This is a genomic window from Planococcus glaciei (assembly GCF_900099655.1).
GTDB classification, from domain to species: domain Bacteria; phylum Bacillota; class Bacilli; order Bacillales_A; family Planococcaceae; genus Planococcus; species Planococcus glaciei.
Genome location: NZ_FNDC01000005.1, coordinates 112,520 through 132,926, shown reverse-complemented (window position 1 = coordinate 132,926; position 20,407 = coordinate 112,520). Strand labels below are relative to the sequence as shown.

Here is a 20,407-nt window from a genome sequence, read left to right as displayed (position 1 = left end):
ATCTTTTTGTTCTATACCCGCTTTCTGTGAATCAAGCCTCTTTTTTTGAGAACCTGGGAAACATGAAGCGAAGCCCGTTCGTCTCAATGTAAAATCTTTCTTCCAGAAACGGAAAGGAGCATTCACATGCGAAACTTTTTGCGCTTTGGCTATCTTCAAGCACTGTCCTGTCTTTTTCCAGTCATCATTTTTGCCGCACTCGCTTTATCAAAGTTTGTAGACATTCCGCTCGTTCCCCGCTACGACTTCATATTGCTCATCTGCATCGCGGCGCAAGTATTCATGCTGGCCTCGAAACTGGAAACCCTTGATGAATTTAAAGTAATCTGTGTGTTCCACGTCATCGGCCTCGGGCTTGAACTGTACAAAGTGCATATGGGTTCATGGAGTTATCCCGAAGAAGCCTACTCCAAGTTTTTCGGCGTCCCGCTCTATAGCGGTTTTATGTATGCCAGTGTCGCCAGTTATATTTGCCAGGCGTGGCGGCGGATGGACCTCCAAATTTACGATTGGCCCAAACCATTCTTCACCGTCGCCATTTCCGTTTTGATTTACGCCAATTTCTTCACCCATCATTTCACCTACGATTTCCGCTGGATTTTAAAAGGGCTGCTGTTCGTGATTTTCTTCCGGACCGCTGTGACGTTCCGGATCCATCAAAGCACCTACAAAATGCCGCTGATCCTGTCGTTCCTGCTGATTGGTTTCTTTATCTGGATAGCCGAAAACCTGACGACGTTTCTTGGCGCCTGGCAATACCCCAACCAGCAAGCCGCCTGGTCGCTCGTCCATATCGGCAAAATCAGCTCGTGGTTTTTATTGGTCATCATTTCCGTCATCATCGTCGCCCAATTGAAGCGGGTGAAAAGTTTATTGAAGTATCGGGTAAAAGATCAGCCCTCCATCAATGAACCATAAGAAAATCTTATGCATTTGCTTCTTTAATTTCGAATTCACGAATATAGGTGTGTGAGGTACGATGGAAGAAAAAGGAGTGGGATGATGGAAACTGCTGTAGAGTTCAGAAACGCTGTACGCGAAGACCTCGACCGAATTGTGGAAATGCTCGCAGATGATGTGCTTGGAAAAGAACGGGAACGCTTTGAGCAGCAGCTGCCGAATTTTTATATCCAAGCTTTTGAAGCGATCGAAGCTGATCCAAACAATGAACTGATTGTTGCCTGCCTAAACGGCGAGATTGTCGGCGTCCAGCAAATTACATTTACGCCTTATATCGTAAGGCAGGGCAGTTGGCGGGCGACCATTGAAGGCGTGCGGACCGCAGCTTCTGTCCGCGGCAAAGGAATCGGGCGCCAAATGATTTCCTGGGCAATCGAACGGGCGAAAGAGCGCGGCTGCCGGATGGTCCAACTCACTTCGGACAAGCAGCGGGAAGATGCCTTGCGCTTTTATGGCCAGCTCGGCTTCAAAGCTACACACGAAGGACTGAAACTGCAATTGGAATGACAAAAGGAACTCCCATTGGGAAGTTCCTTTTGTCCAATGCTATTTAAACTAGTTATTTCTTTAAAATCTCGCGCAGTGCTGGCTCCGGCATTTTGTATTTAAACTCAAACCCGGCCCGTTCCAGGCGTTCCGGCAGCACCCAGCGGCTTTTCAAGATCAGCTCGGTTTCTGTGCCGATGGCCACTGCACCAACCGAAAGCATCCACTTCGCCGCCGGCAGTCCAAGTTTGCGGTTCATCACTTTGCGCACCGATTCCATGAATTCCTTGTTGGTAACCGGATTGGGTGCGGATGCATTGAAAACGCCGCTTAACTCTTCGTGTTGCTGCAAGAAAAGAATAATGCGGTAGACGTCTTCCACGTGAATCCAGCTGAACATTTGCTTGCCATTCCCCTGCTTGCCGCCAAGGCCGAAACGCACCATGTTTTTATACGGGCCCATAGCTCCTTCATCTCCCAGCACAATGGCGAGACGAAGTGCTGCCTGGCGGGTTTTCGGCAACTGAAAGGCAAAAAAGGCTTGTTCCCACGCCTGACCGACTTCCACGGAAAAACCGCTGCCAATTTCCCCTTTTTCTTCTGTCATCGGCCGGTCTTCTGCATGGCGGTACAGCGTTGCTGTGCTGGCATTGATCCATAGCGGCGGCGGATTTTCGCAGTCCAGGACTGCATTGCCGAGAAGCCGGGTCGTTTCCGTCCGGGATTCCATAATCTCTTTTTTATTTTTGTCGGTATAGCGGCAGTTGACCGACTTGCCGGCCAGGTTAATGACCATTTCCGCCCCTTCCAAAGCGGAGACAATTCCCCTGTGGTCATTCCATAAAATCTGGTTTGACTGGCGGGAAATGATCAGTACTTCGTAGCCTTGTTCCTGGAACTGCTTTTCCAAGTATTGGCCGATAAATCCGGTGCCCCCTGCGATTACCACTTTCTTTTTCAAATTGTCTCCCCATTTCTTTTCTGTTATTAGTTAAAAGGACGCAGAAGCCGCCAACAAGATTCCCGAAAACCGGGACTTTGGAAAATAAGCTCTGCCTGGAATTACTGAGTGCCGGGCATAGAAAAAAGGCTGACCTTGCAGCCTTTATCCATACTTTTTCTGGTGCTCTTTTTTGCGCCGCAAATAATCTTCGTCTTCCCGAATCTCGTCCCATTTCTTTTTGAAAATGGCCGCCGACTCCGCTTTGACCGGATCGATTTGGCGCTCTTTGATCGTTCTGTCTTCGTTGTATTTGCGTCCGCCTTTGTAATTGGTGTATCGGCGGGCACGTGTATAGCCCATCTGGATGAACTTCCGCGCCATGTCCATGCCGACAAAATCATCTTGTTTGCGGTATTCCTCAAACATTTCGTAAATTTTGTCGCAGGATTCCTGCGCAATCTCAGGCGTCTTGAATCGCCAATGCGGCAAAATCTCGCCTTTATACGGTTCCACCAACAGCACGCCCTGCTCGCCTTTGCCCACTCGGTACAGCTCGGGATGTTTTCTGAGATCCAAATTTTCATAGTCAAGGTCGTAATCAAAAGCCATGGACATTCACTCCTTTGGCTTTTTATACCCTTTTTGCAAAAGAAAATGCAGCCGAACAGCCAACTCTTTTTAACATCCCTTTTCCCACCATAAGCCGGAACTGCATCTGTTATTTCATTTTACCACATTGGTAAAACATGTCTTTTTAACCATTTTTCTAAAAATACTAAATATTCTTTGTTTGTATAGTGACTGAATTAACTTTTTGTGGTTATAATATATTTCGAGACATGAAGTAAGTTTTTTATTTTTTGAATTGAAATGAAAACGCTTACTCGTTTCTCATTCAGCTAAAATTTTGAAAAAGGAGGTTTGGATAGCAATTTTTAGATTGGCCTTTTTTACAAAATACTTAAGTTTAAAGGAGACCGAAAAATGCTAAAAGTTCTACGTAAACCCCTTTTATCCGGTTTAGCTGTTGCGTTATTGCTTCCGTCAGGCATGGCTGGAGCCGCTTCTGTTACGGACCCTGTCAGTGCCTTTGATGTTGCCGAGCTGGATGAGCGCTATGAAAAATCCTTTACCATCGGTGCTGCGGTTGAAACTTCGCAGCTGGAAGGGAAAGACGGCGAGATGCTGAAAAAGCATTACAACAGCCTTGTCGCCGAGAACATCATGAAGCCGATCAACATTCAGCCTGAAGAAGGCAAATTCAACTTTAAAGAAGCCGATAAAATTGTGAAGTTTGCAAAAGAAAACGATATGGACCTTCGCTTCCATACGCTTATTTGGCACAGCCAAGTGCCGGAATGGTTCTTCCTTGATAAAGAAGGCAAGAAAATGGTCGATGAAACCGATCCAAAACAGCGTGAGAAAAACAAAAAATTATTGCTGAAGCGTGTGGAAACGCATGTGAAGACGATTGTAAAACGCTATAAAAATGATGTCGATTCGTGGGATGTCGTCAACGAAGTCATCGACGAGTACGCTCCGAATGATAAAGGGCTGCGCGAATCTCCTTGGTACCAAATCACAGGCACCGACTACATCGCTGTCGCTTTTGAAACAGCAAGACGATTTGCCGGAAAAGACGCGAAGCTTTACATCAATGACTACAACACCGAAGTGGAATCTAAACGGACTCACTTGTACAACTTAGTAAAAGAATTGCTGGCACAAGGCGTACCGATTGATGGTGTAGGCCACCAGGGGCATATCCAGCTTGGCTGGCCGTCTCTTCAGGAAACGAGAGATTCCATCAATATGTTCGCAAGCCTCGGCTTAGACAACCAAATCACAGAACTGGATGTCAGCCTATATGGATGGCCGCCGCGTCCCGCGTTCAAGTCTTACGAAGAAATTCCGGATGAAGTGTTCCAGGCTCAAGCGGAACGCTACGATGCATTGTTCAAACTGTACGAAGAATTGGATGATAAAATCAGCAATGTTACGTTCTGGGGAATCACAGACAACCACACGTGGCTGGATGACCGTGCGGAAGAATACAATGACGGCGTCGGAAAAGATGCACCGTTCGTCTTTGACCCGTACTACAACGTAAAACCGGCTTACTGGGCCATCATCGATTAAAACAGAAAAGCAGAACCTAGCCGGATTTCCGGACGGGTTCTGCTCTTTTATTGTTCAAATGAAAATTGCCGGTTTAATAGTTTGGACATTTGCGCTGCTGGCAGCGGCTTGCTGAAATAATAGCCTTGGACTTCGCAGCATTTCTTTTCCCGCAGGAAATCCAACTGTGCTTTCGTTTCGACGCCTTCTGCGACAATGCAAATATCCAGTGCCTGCGCCAAAGTGATCAACGCCGAAACGATTGCGGCATCGTCCTGGTTGTTCGGCAAATGCCGGATGAACGACTGATCGATTTTGATGGCATCCGCCCGGAACTGCTTTAAATAAGTCATGGAAGCATATCCCGTTCCAAAATCATCAATCAATACTTTGATGCCCAGCTTCTGCAGATTCTTCACCGCTTGCTGAATGACAGATTCATGGCTGCTTAGGACGCTTTCGGTGATTTCAATTTCCAGGCAATCCGGCGGCAGCTCCATTTCTTCCAATGTGGCCTTCACGAAAGCCGCTACATCCTGTTTGATAAACTGTTTCACGGAAACATTTACAGCGATTTTGATGTCGTCCCCTGCTGTTTTGCGCCATTCCTTCACTTGCCGGCAAGCCGTCTGGATGACCCAATTGCCGAGTTCCTGGATAAAGCCGCTTTCTTCTGCCAACGGAATGAAAACGCCTGGGCTGATATCCCCTTTTTCCGGATGGCGCCAACGGGCCAATGCTTCCATACCCGTGATGCGTCCGGTGTTCAAACTGATTTTCGGCTGATAATGAAGCTCAAACTGCTGCTGTTCAAGGGCTTTTCGGAATTCCCCTCTCAACATATACAGTTCATAGGCTTTATCGTCCATTGTCGTTTCGTAGACTTTGCAGGCGTTTCCGCCTGTCTCTTTGGCATTGTACATCGCCACGTCCGCATTTTTCATCAGCTGCCCGATGGTGGTGCCGTGCCGGCCGAATAAGCTGATGCCGATGCTGGCCGACACTTGAAACTCCTGCCCTTCAATCATCAGCGGCTGTTCTGTGGCCTTTAAAATCTGCTCTGCCATTTCTTTCGCCTGCTGCGCGTCGGTGATCGTCCGAATCAACAGAATGAATTCATCGCCGCCCATCCGTGCGACCATATTGGTTTCACCAATTGTTTCTTCAATTCGCTTGGCGATTTCCTGAAGCAAAATATCCCCGAAATTATGGCCGAATGTATCGTTCAGCGATTTGAACTGGTCAAGATCCATAAACATGACCGCCAGCTCATCAGTTTGCTCCCGCACAGTTGAAAAAACTTCTTTAAAATAACGCAGGTTCGGCAAATTCGTTAACGCGTCATGATTGGCTAAAAACTGGATTTTCTCCTCATGCCGGCTGCGTTCAATGGCCAGTCCCGATAAATAGCTGAATGTCGTCAACATATCCACTTCAATCGCCTGCGGTCCCCGTGCTTCCCCGCTGTAAACGCCGAACGTCCCAAGCAACGTTCCGTCAGCGGAGAGAATGGGCATCGACCAACAAGCGCGGAGTCCATGTGCAGCAGCTTCTTTGCTCCACGGCTTCCAGGAGAGATTTGCCTCAATATCTGCAGCAACCGCCAGCTTTTTCGTATGCGAGGCATGTCCGCACGAAGCGAAGTTCGGGCCGACTGGAAAGTAATCAATTGTTTTGGCGAACGCTTTCGGCAAATTCGGTCCATATGCGAAACGGAGCCAATGGTGTTCTTTTTCATAAAACATGACTGAACAAATAACACGAGTAATTTTTTCGACAGCCCCTGTAAGGTACCCCATGATTTCTTCCAATGATTCTCCTGCCGCGATTTTGGACAAAATCACTGTTTGTTCATTTCGCAATTGCTCCAGCTGATTCTTCTCGGTCACGTCTTTCAGCATGCCGTGGATGCCAATGATTTTTCCTTTTAGTTTTGCCGGAAGGGTAGTGATTTGGATATCCAGCGTTTTTCCGTCCTTGCTGCGAATTTTGGATTCGTACCATTGCGGCAATCCCTGCAGCACTTCTTCAAAACGGCGGTTTACTTCTTCAAGCACTTCAGGTGCAATCACCATCCGGAAATCCTTGCCGATCAATTCCTTCTTATTGTAGCCGCTGATGTTTTCGGATTCTTTATTGAGGTCCAGAATATGCCCTTCTTTATCAAGAGAATAGACGCCGTCCGGGTGGTCGGTGAAAAAGGATTGATACATCTGCTCACTTTCCAGCATTTCCGTAATATCCTTGCCCATTACGACCAGAGACTCCGGCATGCCTTCCGAATCGTATATCGGAATTTTGACGACGTCAAACATGCGATCTATGCCATCAACGGCAACGGTTTCAACCGCTTGAATCTGTTTTTTCGCTTGCCATGCCCGTTGATCGGAATCAAAAAAGTAGGAGACGGCTTCTTTATAATGCGGATACATATCCCCTAATTCTACGTCCGTTTTGCCGATCACCCATTCTTTATCCAGCCCAAAGATTTGCATCGTTTTTTCACTGGCTTCCAGCCATCGGCCTTCCGGATCTTTCAAAATAATAATATGGGGACTGGCATTGATGATCGTATGAACCGGAAGATTGCGATTGTCGTTTACCATTTCGTTTCAGCTCGCTTTTCTTTTACTAAAGAGACCGTTCGGATAAATCATTTCCCTAGCTTTCATTTTACATCTACTGTCTCTAGGTTTTTGTGAAAGTTACGGGTAAGTTCGGCTCGTTTTTGCAGTTCCAATGTATAAATCATATCCTTTTCAGATTACATTAGCCTATCCTTCAGTTTTTGAAAAGAGGAATATTTTTACTGGGACGTTTGCGCTATAATGGAATGAATAGGAAACTGCATCCATTCTTTTTTACAGGGAGGAATAAAACATGAGAGAGATGTCATCCGAATCAGCTCCAAAAGATGCAAAAGCATTAACAAAGGTAGCGTTGATGGATCAGCGCATTGCATCCACTGAACAAATTGATGGACCAGCAATATGTGCTGTCATCCGCGAAGTATACGGCTTGGATTTATCCAAAGCCCCTTTGCTGGATAAAAACTTTGCCGAGCGTGTAGCCGTCGCGTTTCCAGGTGCAAGCGATTTTTCTGCAGCTGCGGTGGATCTGTACATAGCAGAAAACCACAAACCGACAACAGGGGCAGAAGTCCGCGCCGTATTGAACCATATATTCGGCACCAACCTTGAAGGCATTTCCCAATTGCATGAACGGCGAATTTCACTTTATTCCAAAGACCAATGGATTGTACAAAACAAGAAAGACTTGTTTATCGTCCATACTGGAAAAAACGACATCGATGTAAAAGTGATTCCGACTCCTTATTTTATTGAAAAAACCGGCAAAGAGCAGCTGCCGGAAGAACTCCAGCAAGCTTTGAGCAATTTGGGCTTCACTTATGACGAAAAAATTGGCGCCTATTATTACGCCAACCCAAGCGGCCATTCGGTACCAGACCAATTCAAGCGCCAAACCATGGGCGCCATCCATCAGACCATCCAGGCATCTTATACCGAGTTATAGAAAAATCCCCTTTTCAATTTTTGAAAAGGGGATTTACTTTATCTCAATTTAACAACCAAAGGCAGAACTGCCCGCTGATTGGTGTGTCTTTTATTTTCCGAACGAAGACAAGAATTTTACGCGGTCGCCCATTGGCGGCGTGTTGTTGTCGACAAGCGCCACTTCCAGGACTGCCGGGCCGTTCATGTTCATCAGGTTTTCGAGAATTTCCGGATTCAAGTCGCCCATGCCGTCCATGCGGTAGCTCGGGATGTTCATCGCTTTTGCCATTGCTGAAATATCGATCGGTTCCTGCTCGAACGAAGCATGGACCCTTTTAAACTGCAGCGCGTGTCCGTGGTAAACCATACCGAGGCGGGCGTTGTTCATAACCACAAACAGGATCGGCAAATTGTATTCTTTTGCCGTCAAAATCTCCATGCCGTGCATAAAGAAACAGCCATCTCCCGTAATCGCGACAGTCGGGCGCTCCGGTTCCGCGAACTTCGAGCCGATGGCGGCGCTAAGCCCGCTTCCCATAGCTCCGAAATGGACATTGATGTCAAACGTCCCTTCATCGAGCACTTTCATATGGTGGATGACGTACGCCATAAATTCGCCGATGTCGATGGTGTAGCGCGTTGAAGCTGGCAAGTATTCCTGAAGCTTCAGCAAAACGTTTTTCGTGCTGTATTCTTCAAGCTCTTCTTTTTCCGCCAATTCACGCGGCTTCAGCGGCTTCGCCGTTAGCCCAAGCGCCTTCAATTCCTCAATCAAAAATACCAGGCTTAATTGAACATCCCCTAAAACCGGCACATCCACTTCGTATTTGCGGTTAAAGACCGATGCATCAAAATCGAGTTGAACAAGGAAGCGGTCTTGCGCCATATTGGCGTTGTAATTGTTTGTCGCTGTCTCTCCGAGGCTTGAACCAACCACAAGAAGGGTTTTGGCCTCGCCTTCGTTCATCAAAGTTGAGGCGTTCTCGCTTCCGGCAAAACCGAAAATCCCGGCAAACAATGGATGGTCGTGGCGGATAATCCCTTTTGCCTGCGGCGAAACCATAATCGGCCAGCCGAGCAATTCTGCCAGTTCAATCAATGCTTCCGTAGAATTTCGAGCGCCCTGCCCTGCAAAAATGTAGCCGCTCTTACGTTCTGCCATTTCCTTTGCAGCTTTTTTAATCGCTTCGAGATCTGGTGTCATGCTTTCCCGCTTTATTGGAGCCGGAATCTTCACTTCTCCTACCGGGCTGTGCTGGATGTCGATCGGCATGGCCACATGGACTGGACCCGGTACGCCGGAAATCGCAATTTCAACTGCCTTGACGATTTCAGCCAACAAGTCTTTGCTGTCAGTAACCGTTACGCTGTATTTGGTGACCGATTTGAATACCGGATCTGCATCCAATTCCTGCGACGCATTCAAGCCCATTGTACTCACCGGGACGGCACCGGTTAAGAACAGGACAGGCAAATGCTCACGCATGGCATTCGCAGCGCCCGTGACGAGGTTTGTGCCTCCTGGGCCGCTGCTGCCGATGCAAACGCTCAATTGATTGCTGTATTTGGCATAAGAAGCGGCCATATAGCCGGCAGCGCCTTCGTGTTTTGTGACAACTGGTGTAATTTCAGGCATATCGTAAAGCTCATTGAAAAATCCATTGACGGAACCTGCTGGAATACCGAATACGTGTTTAACTCCCATGCCTTGCAAATACTCCAATACTGAGCGAACTGCTTTCATTTTTAAAGCCCCCTGATTTAATGTAATGTACTGTTGTTGATAAAATATTTCTCGGCAAAATCCGATGCTTTGACCGGTTTGCTGAAGAAAAACCCTTGCATGATATAGCAGTCTTTGGACATCAGGAAATCCAATTGCTCCTGAGTCTCCACCCCTTCTGCGATAACATTCAGTTTCAAGTTCTGTGCCAATGTAATAATGGTATCGGTAATGGCCGCATTGTCGCTGTCATGTTCGATATCCTGGACAAAGGACCGGTCGATTTTGAGTGCATCGATCGGGAAGTTTTTCAAATACCCCAACGATGAATAGCCGGTGCCAAAATCATCAATGGCAATTTTCACGCCGAGCTTCTTTAATTCCTTCATTTTTTTGATCGTCACGCCGGTGTTGCGGATCAATTGATTTTCGGTCAGTTCGATATGAAGGCATTCCGGATCGATTTTCTGCTCTTTGATGATTGCCTCGACCATGGAGACCAAATTGTCTTCTTCAAATTGGCGTCCGGACAAATTCACCGAAATACTGAGCCCGGTATGTCCCTCTGCATGCCATTCCGTCAATTGCCGGCACGCATTTTCCAGCACCCATTTGCCGATTGGAATGATCAGCCCGGTTTCTTCTGCCAGCGGAATGAAGTTCACTGGAGAAACCATGCCTTCTGTCGGATGAATCCAGCGGAGCAGCGCTTCGGCACCGATCAAAGTGTTCGTTTTGCTGTCGATTTGAGGCTGGTAGTAAATCTCGAGCTCATCATTGTCCAAGGCTTTATACAAAGCATTTTCCAACTTGATGCTTTCAAGGTTTCGGTTGCTCATTTCGCTTTCAAAAAAGTGATAATACGTCCCTGATTTTTCTTTTGACTTATACATGGCCGCATCCGCGTTTTTAATGAGGACTTCAGCCGTATCTCCGTCTTGCGGATACATGCTGATGCCGATGCTTGTTTTGATGTAGACTTCGTTCCCTTTAAGCGAGTAGGGCTTCGAAAAAGAATCCATGACTTGCTCGAGGAGCGGCAGCACATCTTTTTTGCAGTTTATTTCCGGCAAAATGATGGTAAACTCATCGCCCCCCTGGCGTGATACAATGGCGTCTTTTGGAATGCTTCTCCGCAGGCGTTCAGCGGATTCACGCAGCAAAATGTCGCCGTAACTGTGCCCCAGGCTATCATTGATCAGTTTAAAGCGGTCCAGGTCCAAATAAAGAACCGCCAGTTTTTTGCCTCTCGCCTTGGATTTATCCAGCATTTGTTTCAGACGGTCATTCAGCAGCACCCGGTTCGGCAAATCGGTCAAGCTGTCATAATAAGCCAAGTATTTGATCTCTTCTTCGAGTTTCATCCGTTCGGAGATGTCTTTGAACGACACAACTTCGCCCAGCACTCGGCTGCCATCTTTAATAGAAGAAATGACATATTCCACGGAAAAGCTCGTTTTGTCTTTTTTGAAAAACTGCTGATTCGGTTCAAAAAGAGCCGTTTCGGAAATCGCCGGCTTTTTCTTGCCGAAAATGATGTCGGAGCTTTTGCCGATCAGTTCCCCGGATTCATAGCCAAGCATCGATTCGCTGGCAGGATTGCAGAAGGTGATTTTCCCTTCCAAATCCAAACCGAATAATCCGTCTCCTGCGGAGTTCAAAATCAACTCCCGTTCGCGGCTCAAATTCCCGAGTTCGGCTACTACCCGTTCCAATTCATTGTTCTTGATCCGGATTTCCGAAGTCCGTTCTTCAATGATGACTTCCTGCTTTTCCATATACAGCAGATTCGATAAGGTGGCCGCGGTGGCATCTGCCAAAGACTGAGCCAGCTGCATGTCCGCTTCCGCAAATGAAAGTTCCTCTTTTTCCAGTTCCGGAACCGCGAGTGCCCCCAGTACTTCTCCCATGGCAACCAACGGCATCATGAACATGCCTTTAATGCCAAAATTGGCGCAGACTTCATGGTTTGGCCGGTCATCTTCGAACACATTCGGAATGAGCAAAGGCATTTTCGTGCGGATCACTTCCTGGAACACCCCGTCATTGGCGGGATCTAGCGGAGCCTTGGTGTGGGTTTCCAGCCAGTCTTCTTCTGACCAGTCGCTGTCTTTGCTCAATGTCGCCGGTTCAATTTTCTTTTCAGCTAACGGATCCAAAAGATGGACGGCGACATTATAATTGTTCAGCACATCGCCGACGTAGGAAAAGCATTTGTCCAGCGCTTGCGGCATTGTCGAACACATCGACAATTCCCGCGTAAAGTCCAGCAGCACCTGTTTTTCAGCCAGCAGGTTTTCCTTGCGGGTCAAGTTGGTGGCATTGCGGATGGCAACGCCCGCCATATTGACGTAAGCTTCCACCGTCTGGATTTCATCTTCTTTTAAATTCATCGGGATTCCATAGTCAAATAAAAACACCAGACCAAATAATTCATCTTCATATGTGATGGGCAATCCAAGCAACGATTTAATTTGGAAACCTGCAACCGCCCGATGATCCGGTCGATCATCTTTGGAGGTGTCCGGAATGTAAATCGTTTTCTTTGTTTCGATCACTTCTTTTGCCAACAAATCATATTCCGTATCGATGAAATGCATATCCAATGTCATGCCATTTATGATTTCCGGTTTGCCGACAAAGCCGCGGAAATCCCCATTCTCTTCAGGCAAATAAATGCCGACCGAATCACACTGTACAATTTCTTCGGAAATCGCAGTGATGACGTGTTCAAGCACTTCTCTCAATTCAAGTTTTGTATTGATTAATTTGGTGATTTGAGCCAGCCGAGAATATCGTGTCTGTTCTTTTCGCATCCATACGCTCCCCAGTTCTATGATTAATCGGTTCGATTTCAGAATCCGTTCCAATAAATGTATTTTATCTCTTTATTTTAACACTTTTATGCAACGAATCTACTGTTTTATTGTAAAGTTTTTAACACATACTACCATTGAATATAGTTATTTTGGCTGAAAATTACATCCTCCTAATGTACTGATTATTTCATTTTGTCTATATAAAAAAGTAATTATCCTGCAAATACGAAAGGCTGTCCGCATTTGCGGACAGCCTGAGTTTGTAGACAAAAGAATTTTTACGCATAAGAAATGAATGAACATACAACAGGGCATCTCGGATCCTCCGTTTCAGCCGGACGCGTTCCGCGGGCTCGCGCCGAACTAACTCGGAACGTGCGTCCCGAGTGGATTTCGGCACTTCGCTATCCCGCAGGAGTCGCCGGCTTCCACTTTGGATAATCAGCGTAAAGGCTATCCAGAGTTGCCACTTTTCTTCTCCAACTAAACGGTTGGGCTTCAATCGGATTATCGTTCACTTTCATATCAAAGAGAGCCGCCCCAACCGGTTCGGCCACGAAGACTCCTGTGGGACAGCGAAAGCTGAAGACCCCGGAGGTGCGAAGCGGCGAGGAGGCTGAAGCTGAGCCCACGGAAAGCGAAGTGGCCGGTCCGGTTGGTTTTATGTATTTCTATTCATTTAATTTATACTTTGCGGACAGCCTCTTACATTTCTACTTCTATTCCGGAATCCGATGCTTTCGCTTTTGCAAAGACCCCTTTTGCGACAGCGAGATCAAAATAGGCGGCTCCGACCGATTTAAAGAACGTGATTTCTTCAGCTGACTGGCGTCCGGCTTTTTCGCCGACTGCCAGTTCGCCAAGTTCGGCATATACCTTATCGAACGACCAATCGCTGCTTTCTGCACAATGGATCAGTTCACCGGCTTCGTCTTTTACGCCAACTAAATCATCGGCAATGATTTTATCAGCCCGCTCTACGGTGAGTTCGTCCACTTCGCGCATGCTTGGCAAATAAGAGCCGACGCCGTTAATGTGGGTGCCGGGCTTTAAATCCCTTCCATCAAATACAGGGTTATCGGAACGCGTGGCGCAGCAGAGGATGTCTGCCTGTTTCACAGCTTTCTGGACGTCCGTTTCGACTTCATAAGGAATTTCAACGCCGAATGCTTTCAGTTTTTCGCCGAAAGCCTCCGCTTTTTCAGGAGTTCGATTCACCAGGATGATGCGCTCGATTGCCCGGACTTCCAGCACGCCAAGCACTTGCTCAAACGCCATCGCTCCCGTACCGATGACGGTCAGGACGCGGCTATCCGTTCTCGCCAGGCGCTCTGTTGCGATGGCGCTTAGTGCACCTGTCCGCAAGCGCGTCAGGTAAGACGCCGTCATGAGTGCCACGTGTTCACCGTTCGCTGCATCCGACAACAGGATCATGCCTTGTGTCGTCGGTTTTCCTTGCGCCGGGTTTTCCGGAAAGATGGTGACCACTTTCACGCCGGCAATTTCGCCCACTAAATCGGCACTCGGCATATACAAGGACGATGCCTGGCGTTCCGGGAAATCCAAAACGGTGCGGTGCGGATTGTCGATTTTGCCTTGCTGTTTTGCCGCCAAAATGGCCGTGACGTCTTGGATGGCATCTGCCATATTATACGATTCCTGAATCTGTTGTTCATTGATGATGAGCATGGTTGTCCTCCCTTGAAGAAAGCGGCTTATACGCGGCTTTCTTTCGCCGCCGCTTTCGGTGCTGCCTGTTTGCCGCTCAAATCTTTCACTGCCCAAATAGCAACAAGTGAGATCAGTGCAGTGAAGATGATGTAAATCGCGACTGGCACATAAGAATTATCAAAGTTTGCAAGCAATGCCGTCGCTACGAGTGGTGCTGTTCCGCCTGCCAGAGCAGCACCAATCTGGTAGCCGAGTGTAACACCTGTGTAGCGGACTTTAGCGTCAAAAATTTCCGAGAACATGGTGCCGAGAACGGCAGTAATCGGTGCCCAGATAATGCCAAGGCCGATAATGGTCGCTACGACCAGCAGCAGGACGGAGCCTTGGTGCAGCATCCAGAAATACGGGAACGCGTAAAGCGCCATCGCCACTGCTCCGGCAATGTACATTTTCTTGCGTCCGATTTTATCGGACAGCGAGCCCATAATCGGAATCAAAATCGTTGTGATGACTGTCGCAATCATTACCGAACCCAGTGTTGCGGTTTGCGAAAAGCCAAGATTCGTTGTCGCGTACGATACTACGAACGTCCCGAAAATATAGAACGGGGCGGTTTCCACCACTTTCGCTCCAATTGCAATCAGCACTTCGCGCCAGTGGTATTTCAGCGTATCGACAATCGGCAATTTCGGAATTTCGCCTGATGCCTGAACTGCCTTGAATTCCGGTGTTTCGTCGATGCCTTTACGGATCCATAAACCGAAAATAACCAGGAATGCACTCAAAATGAACGGCACGCGCCAGCCCCATGTCATGAATGCCCCGTTCGGCAACAACGTCATGATCCAAAGCGCCAGCGTTCCCATGACCATCCCGATCGTAACGCCCATTTGCGGAATGCTGCCGAAAAATCCGCGTCTTTCAGGCGGTGCGTATTCCGTTGCAAGCAATAGCGCGCCTCCCCATTCGCCGCCGATTCCAAGCCCTTGCACCAAACGCAGCGTGATCAATAGGATGGGTGCCCAAATGCCGATTGCCTGATAGGTCGGCAGCAGACCCATGCCGAATGTGGCAAGCCCCATCAAGCTTAGCGTAATGACCAAGGTTTTCTTGCGCCCAATGCGGTCGCCGATATGGCTGAAGATGATGCCGCCAAACGGACGGATGAAGAACGATAATGCAAATGAGGCGTAAGCGAGCATCAGCCCGACTGTCGGGTCCTCGTTGACGAAAAATAATTGGTTAAATACAAGTGCTGCCATTGTTCCATATAAAAAATAATCAAACCATTCAATCGAACTTCCCACTAAACTTGCCGTCAATACCCGCCGTGTTTGCTTCTTGTCCAAACTGACTCCCCCTTGTGTTTGTTTGAATTGAAGTAGCACTTCAATTTCTCCCATGTTCCTATCTTATTCAGTTCCAAATTTTCTGTCAACGACTTTTTTCAGTGGTGGGCTTTTGGCAAGTACGTTATGATAAAGGGAACTTCAGTTTGAAAGCAGACTGATGAAAAGGATAGAACGATTAGAGTAAGGCGGGGAATGGTTATGCCAACGAGTTCAATTGGCTTTACGCTGAAAGATCTTCGCAAAAAGCGAAAAATGACATTAAAAGAATTGGCTGATGAAACCGGTGTGTCCATCAGTTTCCTGTCTCAAGTGGAACGGGGAAAATCAAGCGTCACGTTGGAATCGTTGCGGAAGATTTCCGATGCCTTGAATGTGGATCCCAGTGCATTCTTTGCGGAAGGCGATACTGAACGGGACGAGCTGGCCATGCGGCTGGAACGGTTTTATTATAAGGACTTATCGAATGGCGTGGAAGAAGCGGACTTTTCTCCGATTCTTGTCACATTGCATCCCGGGGAAAACGAAGGCAACGCGTTTGCCCATCACGGCTATGAATTTATTTTCGTCGTGGAAGGCGTATTGACCGTGGAAGTGGACGGCCGGCAATATGAACTCGGCGAACAGCAATCGACGATGTTCGATGCGCGCCAAACGCATTACTGGTTTAATCTGACCGACCGCGACGTGCGCTTTCTGGTGGTTTCATCCAAAAAGAAATGAGGAGAGTGCCCGATGAACGTACAGCTTAATCCAGCAGTCGACCAATACATCGAAGAACTTCCAGAGCATGTCCAGCAACTGGCTATGGAATTGCGCCATTTGATTTTCGAAGTTTCCGAGAGCATGACCGAAGAAATCAAATGGGGCAAACCTTCTTATTCACGCGACGGTTTGGTATGCTACCTGCAAACCGCTAAAAGCCATATCAATTTCGGCTTTTACCAAGGCGCCCAACTGGATGACCGGGAAGGCCTGCTTGAAGGCGATGGCACGAAGATGCGCCATATCCGCGTCCGGAAGCTTGCCGACATCCAGCCGGGACCGTTTAAAAACTTGATTTGGGAAGCGATTGATTTTAATCAGCGCTAAAAAGGATGGCTCCCAGGAGCCATCCTTTTTTTGTTGGTTATGCCCATGTTCGGGTTGAATATGCCCAAGTCGCAGCTGTTTATGCCCAACTTTTACCCTGTTACGCCCAGGCCGCCCAAAATCGCCGATTTATTTCACCGCTTCAAACGTGATGCATTGCCCCGCTCCAGTCGGAGGCTCCCCGTACCGGTAATCGGTTGAAATCGTGATATCCGTAAATCCGGTCTGTTCCAGCAGCAGTTTAAATTCCGCTACACCGTACCAGCGCATCGGAAAGCGCTCCAGTTCAGTTTCGATCAGCTTGCCGTCCCGCCACTTTTCGTAGCGATTGTGCGAAATGGTGTATTGGTTGACCCAATCCACTTCGACTTTTTTGCTTTCCAGCGTCATAGTGTCCCCGTTTTCAAGGGTCCAAGTGCGCGTCGAGCTTTTCTCCAACTCGATATGCCCCGGCAAATACAAATCAACGATGAACCGGCCGCCGGTTTCCAAGTGTTGATGGAAATTGTGTAAAGCTTGCAGCGATTGCTCCCGTTCATGCAGCAGCAGAAAGGTACCCGTTGGGATAATAATCGCCCCGTATTTCCGGCCAGCAGTAAACGACTCCATCCGTTCTTCGATCAGTTCGGGACGGAGCCCTCTTACATGGCAATTGTCCCGGCACTTCGCAAGCATTTCCGGCGATACATCAAAGCCGTCCACTTCAAATCCGGCTTGGAGCAGCGGAATCATCATGCGCCCTGTGCCAACCGCCGGTTCCAAAATCCGCCCAGCTGTTCCTTTCAGCCGCTCCAGATAATACTCGATATCGCCGAACGAACTGCCGACCGGTTTGTCCAGATCGTATACTTCTGTCGATAATTTACTGTAGTAATTCAGCAATGTACATGTCCCCCTTGTTCTTTCCCTCCTTTTGGAGGGTTTCTTCCTAACTTTCAAAATACAGAAAGTCCAATCCATCTGTTACAGTTTCCGATGTCTTCTCAATACAACAAGATTCAGCACAATAAAGACGGACGCAAAAATTACCAATGCCAGCAGATCTCCGCTGATTTCACTGAAGCCCTGCCCTTTGTACATGACCGCTTTCAATGCGTCCGCCGCATAGTAAATCGGCATGATGCGGCCGATTGCCTGCAGCCAGTCTGCCAACCCTTCGACCGGGAAAATGCCGGCAAAAAAGATTTGCGGCACGACCACAATCGGGATGAATTGGACCATCTGGAATTCAGAAGATGCAAAAGTCGACAATAAAATACCGAGCGACAAGGCCACTAATGCCAACAGTAAATTGATGAGCAGCACATGCCACACCGAGCCGACCAATACCACATCCAGCACCGTAATCGAAAACGCCACCACAATGACCGTCTGAATGACCGCGAAAATGCCAAACCCGATTAAATAGGCCGCAATCAGCTCTCCTTTGCGGATGGGCGTCGCCATCAAACGCTCCAGCGTACCGGATACCCGTTCCTTTAACAAGCCGATCCCGGAAATCAAAAAGACGAAAAAGAAGACGAAAAAGCCGATCAATACCGGCGACAGCACATCGAAAAATTCCGTGTCGCTGCTGCCGTAAATATACGCGATTTCGAGCGGTATGGGCTGAGTTTGTCCAGAAGCCAGCAAAACCGTCTGGCTGACCTGCGCCAACAAATTTTTCGCCAGCGACGGATCGTCATTCAGCAAAGTTAAGGTCATCCTGCCGCTTTCCAATGCCAGCAAGCCGTCCAAATCTTCTTCTATCACCGTTTCTTCTGTCGCTTGGCCGTAAGAGGTGATGATCATCCCTCTTTCTTCCAGAGCCATAGCCAACGATTCCGGAACATTCACTGTCCCAAGTTCCGGCTGAACCGTGTTGCCGTTGAAAAAGAAATACATGAGCGTCAGGACAAATAGCGGCGCAAGAAACAGCAGCGCCAAGGTCCGCTTGTCCCGCAGCATTTGTTTGATAATCCGGCGCACCAACGCGGCAATTCTCATCGCTGCTCCCTCCCCGCTTTTAGGAAGGCTTCTTCTAATTGATTGACGCCGTAATGGCGCTTCAATTCAGCTGGTGTGCCGCTCGCCAAAATGGCACCGTCCCGCACCATTGCCACCTGGTCGCATTTTTCCGCTTCGTCCATGACATGCGTCGTGATGAGGATGGTTTTTTGCTGTTCGCTTTTCAAATGAAACAATTCGTTCCAGATGGCTACGCGCAGTTCCGGATCAATCCCCACTGTCGGTTCATCAAGAATCAGGATTTTCGGATCGTGCACCAATGCAATCGCGAGCGACAGCCTGCGCTTCATGCCGCCTGAATAAGCCGATACTTTCTTTCCAAGGTCACCAGACAGTTTGACCAGGTCCGCCGCATAGGCAATGCGCTTTTTCATATGGGATTTTTTCATCGGATACAGTGATGCAAAAAAGTCCAGGTTTTCCTTGCCGGTGAGTTCGGGATACAAGGCATCAGACTGCGCCATATAGCCAATCTCATTCAGCAATTCCAGATCCGGGACTTTCACATCGAGCACCCGGACCGTACCTGAATCCGGTGCATCAATGCCGACGATCATTTTCACCAAAGTGGTCTTTCCCGACCCCGATGGCCCGATCAATCCGTAAATCTGGCCTTCCGCAATCGACAAATTAATTTCCTGCAGCACGGTTTTCTTGCCGAAGCTTTTGCTGACGTTTTTCAACTCAATGCTGGCGTTCATGGACAAGCCCCCATTTCAAAAACGAATGCGTGATTACTCTGTATTTTACTCTTTTCCGCTCTGATTCATAGCCGCTTAGGCAATAAAAAAACAATCTCCACTAAGGAGATTGCTCTTATCGTTTCATTCGGCTGATGCAATACTGGTAGATTTCCGCTGTCACCAGGCAATCGCCTAATGCATCGTGGGCATTGTGCTCAAGCTGCAGGTATTGCGCTAAAGTTCCCAGCTTATGGTTCGGTGTTTCGCGGATGACTTTCCGCGCCAGCTTCACTGTATCGATGACCGTGTACTCCGGAATCGGCGTGATTTTATCGAGGGCATACAAAAAGCCCATATCAAACGGTGCGTTGTGCGCCACGAGCGGCAGCCCTTCGATAAACTCGATCAAGTCGTGCGCCACTTCGTCAATTGTCGGCGCATCCTGGACGTCTTGGTTTTTAATGCCGGTGATGCGCGTAATGGTCGGAGAAATGTATTGTTCCGGATTGATCAGCAAGTACATCGTGTCTTCCCGGTTGTGGCCGATGTATTTCACTGCCCCAATCTGGATGATTTTATCGCTTCCTGCCCGCAGGCCGGTTGTTTCAAAATCCAGGACGACGTAATTTTCCACCAGTTCCATGCTCGGTTTGTATTTCTTCGGGCTCGGCGCCTGGTTCCGCGTCCATTTTGGGCGGGTTTCCCGCATTTTCTGTTCCAGAATCTGTCTCGGGTCTCGTTTTTCCATGCCGTCCCTCCTTCCAATTAAACTTTCTCTCCATTGTACCGGAAAAAGTTTAAAATTTCCGTTCTGGTGCTATACAAAGAGTAAGAAACTTCAATAGGAGGCGTCTAAAATGGCCCGTGACAAAGGGTTCTCAGACAAACTGAAAAGCGTCGTCAGCCGGACAAAAGGTGAGGTCAAAGATCAAGTCGGCAATGCTACAGACAATCCGCGCCTGCAGAATGAAGGAAAGTTTGACAAGACCAAAGGCAAATTCCAAAAGACCATCGGAAAACTGAAACGCGGTTCTTAACTTC

At 48.0% G+C, this 20,407-nt stretch carries 18 protein-coding genes; 7 read left to right on the top strand and 11 right to left on the bottom strand.

The window, feature by feature from the left end; translation table 11 throughout:
• Positions 1-126 precede the first annotated feature (126 nt).
• Together BLQ32_RS08545 and BLQ32_RS08540 are read left to right on the top strand one after the other, a co-directional pair.
• Entirely contained in the window at positions 127-918 is a 792-nt protein-coding gene (locus BLQ32_RS08545; RefSeq protein ID WP_074510022.1) for a DUF817 domain-containing protein, read from the top strand.
• A gap of 84 nt (positions 919-1,002) precedes the next feature.
• On the top strand, positions 1,003-1,467 hold the full coding sequence (locus BLQ32_RS08540; RefSeq protein ID WP_175557093.1) for a GNAT family N-acetyltransferase: 465 nt from the start codon (positions 1,003-1,005) through the stop codon (positions 1,465-1,467).
• Positions 1,468-1,519: 52 nt separating this feature from the next.
• Here the strand turns inward: BLQ32_RS08540 and BLQ32_RS08535 are convergent, their stop codons facing one another.
• The gene (locus tag BLQ32_RS08535; RefSeq protein ID WP_074510020.1) at positions 1,520-2,407 is read right to left on the bottom strand and encodes a TIGR01777 family oxidoreductase; all 888 of its coding nucleotides are present in this window, start codon (positions 2,405-2,407) and stop codon (positions 1,520-1,522) included.
• Positions 2,408-2,551: 144 nt separating this feature from the next.
• Positions 2,552-2,998: a DUF4385 domain-containing protein gene (locus BLQ32_RS08530; RefSeq protein WP_036802264.1), complete on the bottom strand. Its 447-nt coding sequence runs from the start codon at positions 2,996-2,998 to the stop codon at positions 2,552-2,554.
• Between the two features lie 375 nt (positions 2,999-3,373).
• Between BLQ32_RS08530 and BLQ32_RS08525 the strand changes: the two genes are divergently transcribed.
• Positions 3,374-4,528 carry an endo-1,4-beta-xylanase gene (locus tag BLQ32_RS08525; RefSeq protein ID WP_074510019.1) on the top strand — a complete coding sequence of 385 codons (1,155 nt, stop codon included), beginning with the start codon at positions 3,374-3,376 and terminating at the stop codon, positions 4,526-4,528.
• 47 nt (positions 4,529-4,575) lie between these two features.
• On the opposite strand, the gene BLQ32_RS08520 is transcribed toward BLQ32_RS08525, so the two are convergent.
• A complete protein-coding gene (locus tag BLQ32_RS08520) occupies positions 4,576-7,113 on the bottom strand; it encodes a bifunctional diguanylate cyclase/phosphodiesterase (protein WP_074510018.1) in 2,538 nt (845 codons plus the stop codon).
• A gap of 274 nt (positions 7,114-7,387) precedes the next feature.
• Here BLQ32_RS08520 and BLQ32_RS08515 point away from each other — a divergent pair, with 274 nt between their 5' ends.
• A complete protein-coding gene (locus tag BLQ32_RS08515; RefSeq protein ID WP_074510017.1) occupies positions 7,388-8,041 on the top strand; it encodes a hypothetical protein in 654 nt (217 codons plus the stop codon).
• Between the two features lie 90 nt (positions 8,042-8,131).
• On the opposite strand, the gene BLQ32_RS08510 is transcribed toward BLQ32_RS08515, so the two are convergent.
• The 4 genes from BLQ32_RS08510 to BLQ32_RS08495 all read right to left on the bottom strand — a co-directional run bounded on the left by BLQ32_RS08510 (position 8,132) and on the right by BLQ32_RS08495 (position 15,584).
• Positions 8,132-9,766, bottom strand: a complete 1,635-nt coding sequence (locus tag BLQ32_RS08510) for a thiamine pyrophosphate-binding protein (RefSeq protein WP_074510016.1) — start codon at positions 9,764-9,766, stop codon at positions 8,132-8,134.
• Positions 9,767-9,783: 17 nt separating this feature from the next.
• The gene (locus BLQ32_RS08505; protein WP_074510015.1) at positions 9,784-12,561 is read right to left on the bottom strand and encodes a sensor domain-containing phosphodiesterase; all 2,778 of its coding nucleotides are present in this window, start codon (positions 12,559-12,561) and stop codon (positions 9,784-9,786) included.
• Positions 12,562-13,269: 708 nt separating this feature from the next.
• Complete coding sequence (locus BLQ32_RS08500) at positions 13,270-14,253, bottom strand: ornithine cyclodeaminase family protein (protein WP_074510014.1); 984 nt, start codon at positions 14,251-14,253, stop codon at positions 13,270-13,272.
• A gap of 26 nt (positions 14,254-14,279) precedes the next feature.
• The gene (locus BLQ32_RS08495; RefSeq protein ID WP_074510013.1) at positions 14,280-15,584 is read right to left on the bottom strand and encodes an MFS transporter; all 1,305 of its coding nucleotides are present in this window, start codon (positions 15,582-15,584) and stop codon (positions 14,280-14,282) included.
• A gap of 201 nt (positions 15,585-15,785) precedes the next feature.
• Here BLQ32_RS08495 and BLQ32_RS08490 point away from each other — a divergent pair, with 201 nt between their 5' ends.
• Complete coding sequence (locus tag BLQ32_RS08490) at positions 15,786-16,307, top strand: helix-turn-helix domain-containing protein (protein ID WP_074510012.1); 522 nt, start codon at positions 15,786-15,788, stop codon at positions 16,305-16,307.
• A gap of 12 nt (positions 16,308-16,319) precedes the next feature.
• Positions 16,320-16,676 carry a DUF1801 domain-containing protein gene (locus BLQ32_RS08485; protein WP_074510011.1) on the top strand — a complete coding sequence of 119 codons (357 nt, stop codon included), beginning with the start codon at positions 16,320-16,322 and terminating at the stop codon, positions 16,674-16,676.
• 129 nt (positions 16,677-16,805) lie between these two features.
• On the opposite strand, the gene BLQ32_RS08480 is transcribed toward BLQ32_RS08485, so the two are convergent.
• From BLQ32_RS08480 to BLQ32_RS08465, 4 genes are all read right to left on the bottom strand, one after another.
• A complete protein-coding gene (locus BLQ32_RS08480) occupies positions 16,806-17,558 on the bottom strand; it encodes a class I SAM-dependent methyltransferase (RefSeq protein WP_074510010.1) in 753 nt (250 codons plus the stop codon).
• Between the two features lie 81 nt (positions 17,559-17,639).
• Positions 17,640-18,662, bottom strand: coding sequence for an ABC transporter permease (locus BLQ32_RS08475; RefSeq protein ID WP_074510009.1), 1,023 nt, complete (start codon positions 18,660-18,662; stop codon positions 17,640-17,642).
• Complete coding sequence (locus tag BLQ32_RS08470) at positions 18,659-19,384, bottom strand: ABC transporter ATP-binding protein (protein ID WP_036802242.1); 726 nt, start codon at positions 19,382-19,384, stop codon at positions 18,659-18,661. Before BLQ32_RS08470 ends, BLQ32_RS08475 begins: the two co-directional genes overlap by 4 nt.
• A gap of 115 nt (positions 19,385-19,499) precedes the next feature.
• Positions 19,500-20,114, bottom strand: coding sequence for a 3'-5' exonuclease (locus BLQ32_RS08465; RefSeq protein WP_036802240.1), 615 nt, complete (start codon positions 20,112-20,114; stop codon positions 19,500-19,502).
• A 109-nt stretch (positions 20,115-20,223) separates the two neighbouring features.
• Between BLQ32_RS08465 and BLQ32_RS08460 the strand changes: the two genes are divergently transcribed.
• A complete protein-coding gene (locus tag BLQ32_RS08460; protein ID WP_036802238.1) occupies positions 20,224-20,403 on the top strand; it encodes a CsbD family protein in 180 nt (59 codons plus the stop codon).
• Positions 20,404-20,407: the final 4 nt, after the last annotated feature.